A 13499-nucleotide genomic window follows, 5' to 3' on the forward strand; every position below is an offset into this window, starting at 1 on the left:
AAGCGTTAACCGATCGATCCGTCGCGGCGAAGTTCCGCGATCCGGTCGCCCGTAAGTCCCAACTCGGCCAGCAGAGAATCCGTCTGCTGGCCGAGTGCCGGAACGTCACCCATGCTCATTTCGACATCCGAATACGTCATCGGAGGCAGCACGGCATCGATCGGACCGTTCTCGGTGCCCACGGACCGCCACCTGGCACGCTTCTCCAGCTGCGGATGTTCCAGCAGACCGGCCATGTCGTTGAGTGCCGCGGCCGGAACACCAGCGGCGGCCAGACGCTGATCCAGATCTGTCGTCGAGTACAGACGCGTCAGAGAGCCCACCAATTCGTCCACCTCGCCACGGTTTTCGACGCGCACGATGTTGGTGCGGTAACGCGGATGATCGACCAGATCCTCTCGCTCGAACACGTCCACCATCAGCGCTCGCCATCCACGATCGTTCTGGACGCCGATCAGGATTTCGCCGTCGGCCGTGGGATACGAATCGTAGGGAACAATCGCGGCATGGCCGAGACCGACACGTGGAATCTGCTTGTCCGCATACATTTTCATGTACATCGGATGGCCCAGCCACTCGACGGTGGAATCGAACATCGAGACCTCGACGAGCGCTCCCTTGCCCGTTCGCTCTCTACGGAACAGGGCGCTCAGAATCGAAGTCAGCGCGTACATTCCTGCCGCGATGTCGGAGACCGGGATGCCGGTCTTGGTGGCCGTCTCCGGTGTGCCTGTCACGGAGATCATTCCGGTCTCGGCTTGGACCAACATGTCGTAGGCCTTACGCTCGCGCCGCGGGCCGGCACTGCCGTAGCCGGACATGTCGATCACGATGAGCCGTGGGTATTTATCGCGCAGTTCCTCCGCGCCGAACCCCAGTCTCGCGGCTGCGTCGGGAGCCAGGTTCTGCAGGAACACATCGGCTCGCGCGACCAGATCGAGAAGGATCTGCCGGCCGGGGTCCGACTTCACGTCGACGGCGATCGATTCCTTGGAACGGTTGAGCCACACGAAGTGTGATGCCTGACCGTGAACCGCCTGGTCGTAGTGACGCGCGAAGTCACCCTCGCCGACGCGTTCTATCTTGATCACCCGCGCACCCATGTCCGCGAGATGTCTGGTGGCGAGCGGTGCCGCCACCGCCTGTTCGAGTGCAACTACGGTGATTCCGTCGAGCGGAAGATCCGAGTTCGGCTGTCCCATGTCAGTAGTCACCCCAGAAGTTTTACACCCAGAATTCTCACACTCTGAATTCTTGCACTCGAACAGGACGGATCAGATGTGGCGGCCGCCGGTGATCTCGAGAACCGTGCCGGTCATGTAGCTCGAGAGGTCGCTCGCGAGGAACAGCACAACCGAAGCAACTTCCGAAGGCTCGGCTGCGCGCCCCATCGGAATCTCGGCAAGCTTCTCGTTCCAGATCCGTTCGGGCATCGCCTCGGTCATCGCCGTGCGGACCAGTCCGGGCTGAACGGCGTTGACGCGAACGTTCTTGAACGCGACCTCTTTTGCCGCGGCCTTCGTCAGACCGACGATCCCGGCCTTCGCGGCCGAGTAGTTGGTCTGCCCGAGCATGCCCACCTTGCCGGAGATCGACGAGATGTTCACGATCGCGCCCGTCTCACGCTCGCGCATGCGGGCGGCGGCAGCGCGTGTTCCGTTCCAGGCGCCCTTGAGGTGAACGGCGATCACGTCGTCGAAGTCCTGCTCGGTCATCTTCCGCATCGTGGCGTCGCGCGTCATGCCGGCGTTGTTGACCATGACATCGACTGGACCGAAAGCGCTTTCGGCCAGATCGAGCATGGCCTCGACCTGTCCGGAGTCACGCACGTCGCAGGAAGCGAAACGGGCGACCGACTCTCCACCGAGTTCGGCGACCGCAGCCGTTCCCACGGTTTCGTTGATGTCGCCGAGAACGACGGTCGCGCCTTCCTTGATGAAGGTGCGCGCAATTTCGAGCCCGATGCCCTGTGCTCCTCCGGTCACTACCGCAACCTTGCCGTCCAACAATCCCATGTCCACTCCGTTCGTGAGGTTAAAGCTCGTCTGGAAAATGTGTCAGCGTTGGTTTTGCTTTTTCGCTTGCGCCACGAGCCCACCACCGAGAATCAGACGCTGGATCTCGCTGGTTCCCTCGTACAGGCGCAACAGGCGAACTTCACGGTAGATGCGTTCGACCGGCACACCGCGCATGTACCCGTTGCCCCCGTGGATCTGCACGGCGAGATCTGCGACCTTGCCCACCATCTCGGTGCAGAAAAGCTTTGCCGCCGAAGGCCCGAGACGGCGATCCTCACCGCTGACGTACCGCGCGGCCACCTCGCGCACCATCGCGCGCCCTGCCATCACACCGGCTTGCTGGTCTGCCAACATCGCTTGAACCAGCTGGAAGTCGCCGATCGCGGTGCCGCCCTGTTCCGTGACCACGGAGAACGCGACAGATTCGTCGAGCGCTCGCTGTGCTGCTCCCACCGAGAGCGCCGCGATATGGACTCGTCCGCGCGCGAGAGACGTCATCGCTGCGCGGTATCCGGTGTCCTGGTCGCCACCGACGAGGGCCGACTCGGGAACCCGGACGTTGTCGAAGGTGACCTCGGAGGTCCAAGCACCTTCTTGACCCATCTTCTTGTCCTTGGGACCGACCGTGACACCTGGCGTGTCAGCCGGAACCAGGAACACTGCAATTCCCGGACCATCGGAATCCGCCGGGCGAGTGCGCGCGAACACCACGAACAGCTGCGCCAGTGGAGCATTGGTGATGAACCGCTTGTTGCCGTCGATCACCCAGTCGGATCCATCCAGCACTGCCTTGGTCCGAAGGCCGGCCGGGTTGGAGCCCGCGCCCGGTTCGGTGAGAGCAAAGGAAGCCACGACATCACCGGAGGCGATGCGCTCGAGCCACTGAGCCTTCTGCTCGTCGGTACCGAAGCCGACCAGCACCTGTCCGGCAATTCCGTTGTTGGTACCGAACATCGAACGCAGCGCCAGAGACGTGTAGCCGAATTCCATTGCCAGTTCGACGTCTTGGGTGAGGTCGAGTCCGAGCCCACCCCATTCCTGAGGGATCGCGTAACCGAAGAGCCCGATAGCTGCGGCCTTCTTGCGTATGTCCTCAGGAATGGCGTCGGTGTCGGCTATCTCCTGCTCACGCGGAACTACTTCCTTACGGATGAACTCCCGCGCAGTCGCCAAGATATCTGCGAAGTCATCTGCGTCGACCTGCATTCCCACCACTCACCTTGCTGTTTCCGAAGTCCATGCCGTCCCCCGAAGTCAATACCGTGAGGCAATCGGAGTCAAAGACCTGAAAACGAACCGAAGGTAAGGCAGAACCTATAGCAAGCTTCAGACGGTGCGCAGTTCCCGCTTCAGTAGCTTGCCGCTCTGGTTGCGCGGAAGCTCGGCCACGAAACGGACATGCTTGGGCACCTTGAACGGAGCGATTCGCTCCTTGACGTGGGCAATCAACGCCTCGGGCGTCAACTCGTCGTTGCCGTCCTTTAGCACGACGATCGCGGTGACGGCCTCGATCCACTTCTCGTCGGGCGTACCGATCACGGCAACTTCTGCCACGGCGGGGTGCGTGTAGACCGCATCTTCGACCTCGCGTGACGCCACCAGGATGCCGCCGGTGTTGATGACGTCCTTGATCCGGTCGACGACCGTGATGAACCCTTCTTCGTCCCGCACGACCAGATCGCCCGAATGGAACCAGCCGTCACGGAAGGCCTCGGCGGTGGCTTCCGGATTCTCCCAGTAGCCGTTGCACAGCTGCGGTGAGCGGTAGAGAACCTCGCCGGCCTCACCGTCGGCGACATCGTTTCCGTCGGCGTCGACGACGCGGGTTTCGACGAAGAACACCGCGCGACCACAGGAAGACGGGCGATCAGCATGCTCGCTGGGCTGGAGAACTGTTGCCAGTGGGCCGATTTCGGACTGGCCGAAGCAGTTGTAGAAACCGATGTCCGGGTAGCGCTCGCGCAGACGATTGAGCACGGTGACCGGCATGATCGAGGCGCCATACTGCGCCTTCTTCAGCGACGACAGATCGCGGGTCTCGAGGTCCGGATGGTTGGCCAGCGGCACCCACACGGTCGGCGCCAGGAACAGCGATCCGATCTTTTCGGCTTCGACACGGCGCAGGATTTCCGGGATGTCCGGCGCCTGCATCAGACTGACCGTCGCGCCGACGGACAGGTAGGGCAGCATGAAGACGTGCATGCCCGCGGAGTGGTACATCGGCATGCAGATCAGCGGGTTGTCGTTCTTGTCGAGGCCGAGCGCGATCACCGAGGACACATACTCGTGAACCAGTGCACCGTGAGACATCATGGCGCCCTTGGGCTTCGAGGTGGTGCCCGAGGTGTACAGGAGTTGCGCCAGATCGGTCGACGTCGCACGCGGTTCGAAGACCGGCACCTCGCCTGCCTCACCGATCGTGACGACGGACAGTTCCGCGTCCCGCAGTGCGATCACGTGATCGAGATCGAGGTCGGAGCGTACCGAGTCGAGTGTCGGCGCCAATGCCGGATCCACCAACACCGCGCGGGCGCCTGACTGCGCCACGAGGTACCGGAGTTCCTCCCCCTTCAGTGCGTAATTGACGGGAACATGCACCAAACCTGCTCGTGCACAGGCAAGAAATCCGATTGCATAGGCGTCGGAGTTGGTTCCGTATGCCGCGACGCGGTCGCCGTGTTCGAGCCCCAGACCGAGCAAGTAGGCGGCGACCCGCGTCACCGCGTCGTCGAGTTCGCGGTAGGTGCGAGTGCGATCTTCGAAGACGACGGCTACACGGTCGGGGTACTTGGCTGCCGAGCGCCGAAGCACTCCGTCGACAGTGTTGGTGCGTGGATCCAGGCTCATGCGCCTCAGGTTATAGGACGTCCAACTAAACCGGAAGAGCGATCGTTACTTATTGCGCCATTCGGGCTTTCGCTTGTCTACAAAGGCCTGCATACCTTCCTGAGCGTCGCAGGTCACGGCGTTGGTTGCCATAGTTTCCGCCATCGCCTCGTACGCCTGCGCTTGTGGCAGATCGATCTGGCGATAGAACGCCTGCTTACCGATCTTCACCGTCAAGGGGCTGGCCGTCGTGATCTTGGCGGCCAGTTCGCGCACCTCTCGGTCCAGGTCTTCGGGCGCGACGACGAAGTTCACCAGACCCCAGTCCGCAGCGGTGTCGGCGTCGATCGTCTGCCCGGTGAGCAACATCTGCATCGAGCGCTTGCGCCCTACTGCCCTGCTCAGCGCCACCATGGGCGTCGAGCAGAACAGTCCGATCTTGACGCCCGGCGTGCCGAAGACAGCATTCGACGCAGCAACAACCAGATCACACGACGCGGCCAGTTGGCAGCCCGCCGCGATAGCCGGGCCCTGTACTGCGGCAATCACCGGCTGCGGAATCCGCTGTACGGTCTCCATCATCTCGGTACAGCCGTCGAAGATCGCCCGCTCGTCCTCGAGGGTTCTCCCGATCATCTCCGTCAGATCGTGTCCGGCGGAGAACACCGGGCCTTCGGCGCGCACGATCACGACCCGCACGCGCTCGTCTACAGACAATTCGACAAGGGCAGCCGTCACCTCACGCATGGTCTCCGCCGAGAGCGGATTGCGCCGCGCCGGCCGATCGAGCGTCAGGAAACCGAGTCCCACCGATTCCTCGACGGAAATCTTCACTGCAGTGTCTTCTACCTGTGTCTGCGACATGTGTTCTCTCTACCAATCGAATCCGTCCCGGTCAACGAGACGAAAAGGACATCCACTCGCACCGCGTCGATACGGTCCGGTCAATACTTCGCCACTACGAGGAGTGCCCATGAGCACCGATGCCGCCGTCACCACTGATCTCGAAGAGATTCTGCGCGCTCAGCAGGAAGCAACTCGAGCGGCTGGTCTTCCGTCAGCGCAGACACGACGCGAGCGCATTCAACGCGTCGTCGATCTCCTGGTGGCAAACCACAAGGATCTGACCGAGGCGATCAACGAAGACTTCGGCGGCCGAATCCCGGCCTACTCGGTGATGAATGACGTTCTCGGGTCGATGGTTTCACTCAAGCACGTTCGTGATTCGCTCGAAGAGTGGATGATTCGCTCACCGAGAGCTACCGGCGCGATGCAGGACCAGTTGGGTGCCACGGCGTACGTGTCGTACCAGCCGAAGGGTTCGATCGGCATCATCGGAACCTGGAATGCTCCCCTGTTCACTCTCCTGAGCCCGCTCGCCTGCGCCCTCGGAGCAGGAAATCGCGCCGTTCTCAAACCGTCGGAGATCGTGCCCAATACTGCGGCCGTCCTGGCCGAGGCGGCGCGTCGAACTCTCGACCCCGTGGAGGTCGCGGTGGTGACCGGCGGCCCGGAAGTCGCTGATCTGCTGACGTCGCTGCCTTTCGACCACCTCGTCTTCACCGGCAGCACGACCGTCGGAAAGCTGGTCATGGCCAATGCTGCGAAGAACCTGGTGCCGGTCACCCTCGAACTCGGCGGCAAGTCACCGAGCGTCTTGAGCCGCAGTGCCGATATCAGCTCTGCTGCTTCGCGTTTGGCTATCGCGAAGTCCACCAACGCCGGTCAACTCTGTGTCTCTCCCGATCTGATCTACGTTCCGCGCGAGAACACGGAAGCATTCATCGACGCGTTCACCGACCAGTTCACGGGACTGTTTCCCACGATTGCCGACAACAAAGACATGGTCTCGATAGTCAGCGATCGTCACCTCGCACGCATCGAGGGGTACATCGCGGACGCCGAAGAACGTGGGGCACGAATCATCACCGTTCCCGACGAAGAACTCTCCGCAGACACTCGTCGTCGCCCACTGCGAATCGTGGTCGACCCTCCGACCGACGCGCAGATCATGAAGGAGGAGATCTTCGGGCCGGCCGTCGTCGTCTTGCCGTACGACCAACTCGACAACGTCGTCGCCGACATCAATTCACGACCGAAACCGTTGGCGCTGTACTACTTCGGAACCGATCTGGACGAGAAGGAATCCGTACTCGAACGCACCGTCTCGGGCGGCGTCACCATCAACGACGCGATGTCTCACCCCGGGCTGAGCGACGCACCCTTCGGCGGCGTCGGGGCTTCGGGTATCGGGCACTACCACGGCCGCGAGGGTTTCCTCGAGTTCAGTCACGCCCGAACGGTATTCGAAGCAGCGCAGCATGACCCACGCGGTGAATGGGGAATGCTCCCGCCGTACGGTGAGGGTTTCGAGCAGATGATGTTGGCTCAGGTAACGCCCTAGGGCCTCCGGCCCCGTGCGCCTTTTTGGTAGTTCGCGCTACCGGAAAGGCGCACCGGCAAGGCCGCGGCTGAGGAACTCCACCAGCTGACCCGGTTCGGTATCCACCGACTCGATCAGTTGGATCAACTCCTTCTTGTCTTCTACCGCAAGCGGTTCGATGCCACCGAACGTGCGCATCGTGGACCCGGCCGGAAGAACACGAGCACACACGAGTGTGCCTGGCTCGAGGTTCAGCGAGCCCCACTCGTCCGTGACCTTCACCAGATGCCCGTTGCGGACGTCGCTGAGGGTCACCAACTGTCCCGGCTCCGTCGAGGCGACCTTGTACACCGAGCGCGGAATCGACAACCACTGATCGGCCAGTTCGCGTTCGTCGGCAGGCAGCAGTTCTCCGCGGCGCTCGACAAAAGCTGCGAAAATACCCGCATCGAACAAGGCAGCGTCGACGGCCAAACCACCTTCGACGGCCAGCGTCAGTGCTTCTTCGCTGTTGAACTGCTCGGCACGGATGAGCGCAAGATCGAACACGGCGTCGAAGTACTCCGGCGTGCGCGAGAACAACTGAGCCTTGACGTAGAGCCAGCTGGCCCGGTCGTCGAACGTCACCTCGGACTTACCGAGATGGCAAACCTTGAACTTTCGACCGGAACCGCACCAGCACTTGTCATTTCGTCCGAGTTCGGGGTGCTCGGCCGGGGCGTAGCGCTGAAGAACCTCGTGCAGAACCTCGGACTCGCCACCCTCGATTCGGCCCAGCAAAGCCAGCGCGCGCGTCACATCGCTTCGATCGGCGGCCAGTAGCGCCAGATCGAAGATCGCGGGAGTCCAGTCGGGATCGAGATCGTGCGCTGATTCGTACGACGCCTCAGCGGCCAGGATCTTGCCGAGACGATCCGAAGCCTTGCCCGCCAGCCAGTGCGCTGCCGGCTTGACACGACGCGACCCTTTTTCGGCGAGAGCAGTTGCAACAGAATGCAATACGGAATCATGATCGTCGAGTTCGGACAACAGCTCCAACGCTGCCGCAGCCGCGGGCGGCTCGGCGAGGCCGGCGAAGGCCTGCGGATCCTCCTTGATCTGCTTGCGCGCCCAGTCCGAGACATCGTCGACGCCTTCGGCTTTCGCGGTCATGACCACATCGACGAAGGCGATCACCGACGCGGCTTCTTCGGGGTGCAGATTCTCGCGGACCTCGAGCATGCGAGCCCGGTTCGCCAGGTGGTATGCCTCGAAATCGAATCCGTCGACCGCAACGTAGTCACCGTCGCGGACGTAACCTGACGCCTCGAGCATCTCGCCCAGCGGGGCGGTCGGCTGACGGAACAGCGACGGCTCGTCGAGCATCAACTGCCAGACAATGGCATCGAGGGTGTCAGCACCGATGTCGGCAAGGACCGTCGCCAGGTGCTCGCCGAATCCGGGTGCGGGATCCAGTACCTCGGGGATGGTGCAGAGCGTCAGCTCACGGTCAGCGACGAACAATCCGATCAAGTCACCTGCCGAGCACTCGGCAAGGGTGTCGGTGTCGAGTAGAAAGCCTTCGTCGTGTGGGAACTCCGGATCTTCGATCCCACGATCAGCCAACAGGTCGTCGTCTATCCCGCGGTGCACGACGCTGATGCCATGAATCTCGTCGTCGTCACGATCGAGGAACACCCGCAGCATCATCAGATCGGGGTTCGCGTCGAGAACGCCGGACTTTATTTCGGCTTCGGTGAGCCGATGGGTCAGCACTCGATGCTCGAACAACGTGTCGAGGGCGGCGTACCGTTCCTCACTCAAGTATCCGAGCAACGGGTCCTCGACGTACTCGACGAATTCGGTCATGTCCTCGGCTGTGCCGTGGCCGGCGTCAGCCAACAGAGTGCCCCAGTCCGCCGCTGTCTGCGGGCCGTGCTCACGCAACAACTCCATCGCGGCTTCGGCGATCAAGTCATTGGCATCCATCGGTTCGTTCACCTATCCAACTTTAACGGGGTCGACTCGATACATCGTCACCGGTCATCGGTCGAGTGATCGGCGCCTCCACGCAACTCGCGCACCAGTTCTTCGGCCTCGAGATCTTCGGAAGCGAGAACCTCGAGCACCCTCGCAGCCTGCGATTCCGTTGCCATGACCACAACACCCACCGCAAACGCGCCAGTGGGGGCCGTCAGGACCCGAGCACTGATCACATCACCTGGCTTGCCTTCGACCGAGTGAGCAACCGTGACGGTCTCCTTGGACCCACGATCGAGCAGCACGACGCCGGTGTCGGACGTTTCGATCACCTCGTACACCGACCTCCGGATTCCGAGCCACTGTGCGGCTGTCACAACTTCCGCCTCCGGAAGTAGTTCGCTGCGTCTGGCCAAGAATTCGGCAAAGATTCCACCCTCGAACAGAGCGACGTCCAGTGCCGAGCCGTCGAAGATCGTGGCCGCGATCAGTTCGTCCTCGGAGAGACTTTCGTTTTCGAGATCGTCGAGCCCGGTCACGATGTCGACGAATTCGGAGGCGAACGCAAACAGGCATGCCTTCTTGTACAGCCACCGACCGTCCGCCTTGACGGATTCATCGGTCTTTCCGAGGTGGCAGACCTTGTACTTGCGGCCGGAACCGCACCAACACTTGTCGTTTCGTCCGAGTTCCGGGTGATCGGCTGGGACGAAGTCCTGCAGTACGGCGTAGAGATTCTCTTCGGTTCCGCCGTCGATCCGCCCGAGCAGTGACAGCGCCCGGGTCGCGTCGCCCCGGTCCGACGCGAACTGAGCCAGCTCGAACAAAGCCGGACCCCAACCGGATTCGGCAAGGACCGCTTTCTCGTAGTGCGCTTCCGCTTCGAGGACGCGTCCCAGCCGATCGACGGCCTTACCGGCGAGCCAATGAGCCGCCGCCCGCACCGACCGTGGCCCTCGCTCGGCCAGTTCGGAGGCAAGCGCTTCGAGGATTGCGTCGGTCACCGGGTCCTGATTCCGAAATCCGAGATCGAACACGGCCACTGCAGCACCCGGATCTGCCAGTGAGACAAAAGAGTCCGGAGCAGCGCTCACATGACGGTGGGCCCAGTCCGCGATATCGAAGTCGGCGATGACCGCGTCGGTGTATCCGCGGTCCGCCAGATCGACAAACGCAACGGCAGAGACTGCCTCGTCGTGGGTCAGGTCGTAGGTACTGGCCGCCAAGGCTGTCCGAATCTGCAGGTCGTAGGCGTCGAAGTCGAATCCCCGCCGAGCCAGTAGCTCACGCTCGTGCTCGTAACCTGCCACCTCGAAGATCTCACCCAGCGGCGCAACAGGAACCGTGAAGAGTGACGGATCCTCGATCAGGAGTTGCCAGCACACAGAATCCAGGGCCTCGACTCCGTCCTCCTCGAAGAGTTCGCCGAGCGCCGGAGCAAGATCGGGTTCGTCCTCGATCTCGACCAGACGAAACGCAAGTGTTCCGTCTTCGACAGCCAAGCCGACGAGATCACCGTCGGCGCACTCGCCGAGGGTTCCGGCCGGAAGTACCACAACTCGTCGACTCCGGAAGGGAGCAGCTCCGCGTTCGGAGGCTGCTTCTTCCGCCAGGGCCACCCGGATCGCCCCGTCGTCGTCGCCGAATGCCAAGATCGGTTCCAGGTCGGGGCTCGCGTCAAGGATGTCCGACGCAATTTCGACTTCGCTGAGCCGGTGAGTGAACACGAGCCCTTCGAGGACCGTGTCGAGAGCGACGTACTTTCCGTTGGGCAGGTACCCGAGCATCGGTTCGGACAGGTACTCGAGTACATCGGCCAACTCGGTCGCAGTTCCGTACTCCTCGAGATGGGTCGCCCACTCTTCGAGACTCAGCGGGCCTTGCTCGCGCAGAACAGCCAAAGCAGCGGAGGCAATGGAACCGGCAGCGTCGTCGTCGAAATCAGTCACCCGCCAATGGTAGGCGACCTATTGCAGCCCACTGAGCCCCTCGCCCAGCACGGTCGCACCGAGGATCGTCAGGATGACCGTCATCATCACCGCGTTGTTGGCGGTCATCCATGCCTTCGCGGACGCGAGGATCTCGTCGGCACGCTTGCCGGAGAACACCTTCACCAGGATCGGCGACGCGATGCCGACGCTCGCGATGACCGTGAAGATCACCGCGGCAACAATCTGTTGGGCAACGACATTCGTGGCGACCGCGATAGTGGCCGCACCGGATACCGCCAGCGCTGCATTCTTGGGATTGACCGCCGCGGACAAGAACGCCAATCCGAACGCCTTCCGCGGAGTCAACCCGTCGACGCTCTTCATCCACTTCGGAACTGTCGGCTCACTCCCGTTTCGCGGACGCGCGCGCCACTGCTTGTATGCCAAGCCGAACAGGACAAGACCCAACACGATTCGTACGACGCTCGACCACACCGAAGTCTGCGACGACTCCGACTCCGCAAACGAATAGTCCGCGATCACGATGGTCACCGCGACGACTGCCGAGATTCCGAGGACCCACCCGAGTAGAAAAGATGCCGCCCCTCGATGTGCTCCAGCGGTGATCATGACGAGCACGATCACCGCCATGGGCATCGAGACGAAAAGCAGGCCGAGGGCAATCGGAAGAGACAAACCGATCGCAGCTAGCACCGAAAACCTCCAGTTGAATGCACGATCGACGATCGATTCGAGGTCGAAATCACGACGTCGGAGGCAGCATGACCTCGATGAGATGCGGGCCGGGTTCCGCCAGCGCTGCGGCAAACTGTTCGGCCAACTCCTCCGCTGTGTTCGCCCGCGACGCGGGCACTCCCAACCCCTCGGAGATCTTGACGTAGTCCATGTTCGGAGATGACAGATCCAACATCGACTGTGCGACGACGCCGCCACCTTCTGCGCCGACTCGTTGCAGTTCGCCACGCAGGATGGCGTATGCGCGATTGTTGAGCAGAATCGTCGTGACGTTCAACATCTCTCGCGCCTGCGTCCACAACGCCGTGATGGTGTACATCGCGCTTCCGTCGGCTTCGAGATTGATCACCGGTCGCTCCGGCGCTGCCACAGCGGCGCCCGTCGCCACCGGGATGCCCTGGCCGATGGCACCTCCGGTGAGCGTGAGCACGTCGTGGCGCGGCGCTCCGGCAAGGGCAATCGGGATCGCCCAACCGGAAGTCGCCGCCTCGTCGGAGATGATGGCGTCGCCTGGCAGCAGGGCGCCGATCACGTCGGCCCAATTTCGAACGTCCAGAGGCCCGCTCGGCAGCGCCGGCCGATTCGCTTCCTGCAAAACAGGTTCGACTCCCGGTGCCACGAGTTCGGCCACTGCCTCCAGTGCACCGGCAACATCGTCGCCGACGCTTGCCAGCGTTGTCACCGCAGCACCCTCCGGTGCCAGATCGCTCGGTTTTCCGGGATACGCAAAGAACGAGACCGGCGAAACCGCTCCGGCCAGAACCAGCTGAGTTGTTCCGCGAAGTTGTTCGGTGGCGTGCTCGGCGAAGTATCCCAAGCGCTCGAATGACGGTAGCCCCGCACCGCGTTGAAGCCTGGCTGGAAAAGTCTCGATCAGAATCTGTGCACCGGTCGCGACCGCAATTCGGGAAGCGGCGCGCAGCCCAGCTTCGGAACAGGCTGCGCCGCCCAGCAGTAGCGTGGCGCGACCCTCGGCATTGAGCGCGCCCACCACCGAGTCGATCTGTTTTGCAGAAACTTCCGCCCGCGGCGGTATGTCCCGAGGACCCGCAAGAACTCCACCTTCGCCCCACGAGACGTCGGCAGGGAGGACAAGTGTGGCAATGTGCCCGGGCGGATTCATCGAGGCGGCAACGGCGTCGGCCGCGTCGCTACCGACGGTCGCGGTGGATTCGGAACGTCGACTCCACCCCTCCAACCATTCGGTCAGCGCATCGATGTTCGATTCGAGAGGAGCGTCGAAACCGTGGTGGTAGGTCGCGTGGTCCCCGACGATGTTCACGATGGGGGTGTGGGCGCGGCGCGCGTTGTGAAGGTTCGCCAGTCCGTTCGCCATACCGGGGCCCAGATGGAGCAGCGTCGCGGCGGGCTTTCCGGCGATCCGTGCGTAGCCGTCCGCGGCACCGGTCACGGCGCCCTCGAACAAGCCGAGTACCGCACGCATCTGCGGAACGGAATCGAGTGCGGCGACAAAATGCATCTCGGACGTTCCTGGATTGCCGAAGCACACCTCGACGCCCGAGTCGACCAGGCTTTGGATAAGCGACTGTGCACCGTTCATTTCGATCACCTCTTCTTCATGAAAAGCTGCGAATGCTTCCTGCGCTTCATCGTGAGCAACCGAAC

General features: G+C 62.5%; 10 protein-coding genes. 1 reads left to right on the forward strand and 9 read right to left on the reverse strand.

Annotation, left to right across the window (positions count from 1 at the left end):
- Positions 1–5 precede the first annotated feature (5 nt).
- The 5 genes from ACVZUB_RS25650 to ACVZUB_RS25670 all read right to left on the reverse strand — a co-directional run bounded on the left by ACVZUB_RS25650 (position 6) and on the right by ACVZUB_RS25670 (position 5708).
- The gene (locus tag ACVZUB_RS25650) at positions 6–1202 is read right to left on the reverse strand and encodes a CaiB/BaiF CoA transferase family protein (RefSeq protein ID WP_063315750.1); all 1197 of its coding nucleotides are present in this window, start codon (positions 1200–1202) and stop codon (positions 6–8) included.
- 72 nt (positions 1203–1274) lie between these two features.
- Complete coding sequence (gene fabG / locus ACVZUB_RS25655; protein WP_003940214.1) at positions 1275–2015, reverse strand: 3-oxoacyl-ACP reductase FabG; 741 nt, start codon at positions 2013–2015, stop codon at positions 1275–1277.
- Positions 2016–2057: 42 nt separating this feature from the next.
- The gene (locus ACVZUB_RS25660) at positions 2058–3224 is read right to left on the reverse strand and encodes an acyl-CoA dehydrogenase family protein (protein ID WP_007729538.1); all 1167 of its coding nucleotides are present in this window, start codon (positions 3222–3224) and stop codon (positions 2058–2060) included.
- A gap of 120 nt (positions 3225–3344) precedes the next feature.
- Entirely contained in the window at positions 3345–4865 is a 1521-nt protein-coding gene (locus ACVZUB_RS25665; RefSeq protein ID WP_063315749.1) for an acyl-CoA synthetase, read from the reverse strand.
- 45 nt (positions 4866–4910) lie between these two features.
- Complete coding sequence (locus ACVZUB_RS25670) at positions 4911–5708, reverse strand: enoyl-CoA hydratase (protein ID WP_003939812.1); 798 nt, start codon at positions 5706–5708, stop codon at positions 4911–4913.
- A 109-nt stretch (positions 5709–5817) separates the two neighbouring features.
- On the opposite strand from ACVZUB_RS25670, the gene ACVZUB_RS25675 reads away from it, so the two are divergent.
- The gene (locus ACVZUB_RS25675; protein WP_007729546.1) at positions 5818–7248 is read left to right on the forward strand and encodes a coniferyl aldehyde dehydrogenase; all 1431 of its coding nucleotides are present in this window, start codon (positions 5818–5820) and stop codon (positions 7246–7248) included.
- A 36-nt stretch (positions 7249–7284) separates the two neighbouring features.
- Here the strand turns inward: ACVZUB_RS25675 and ACVZUB_RS25680 are convergent, their stop codons facing one another.
- The 4 genes from ACVZUB_RS25680 to ACVZUB_RS25695 are packed head-to-tail and all read right to left on the reverse strand — an operon-like array spanning position 7285 to position 13434.
- Positions 7285–9207 carry an SEC-C domain-containing protein gene (locus ACVZUB_RS25680; RefSeq protein ID WP_234551272.1) on the reverse strand — a complete coding sequence of 641 codons (1923 nt, stop codon included), beginning with the start codon at positions 9205–9207 and terminating at the stop codon, positions 7285–7287.
- A 35-nt stretch (positions 9208–9242) separates the two neighbouring features.
- On the reverse strand, positions 9243–11135 hold the full coding sequence (locus ACVZUB_RS25685) for an SEC-C metal-binding domain-containing protein (RefSeq protein WP_234551271.1): 1893 nt from the start codon (positions 11133–11135) through the stop codon (positions 9243–9245).
- Between the two features lie 18 nt (positions 11136–11153).
- On the reverse strand, positions 11154–11831 hold the full coding sequence (locus ACVZUB_RS25690) for a GAP family protein (RefSeq protein WP_030537205.1): 678 nt from the start codon (positions 11829–11831) through the stop codon (positions 11154–11156).
- Positions 11832–11880: 49 nt separating this feature from the next.
- Positions 11881–13434 carry an acetolactate synthase large subunit gene (locus tag ACVZUB_RS25695; protein ID WP_063316036.1) on the reverse strand — a complete coding sequence of 518 codons (1554 nt, stop codon included), beginning with the start codon at positions 13432–13434 and terminating at the stop codon, positions 11881–11883.
- Positions 13435–13499: the final 65 nt, after the last annotated feature.

It is taken from the genome of Rhodococcus sp. OS5 (assembly GCF_056837585.1).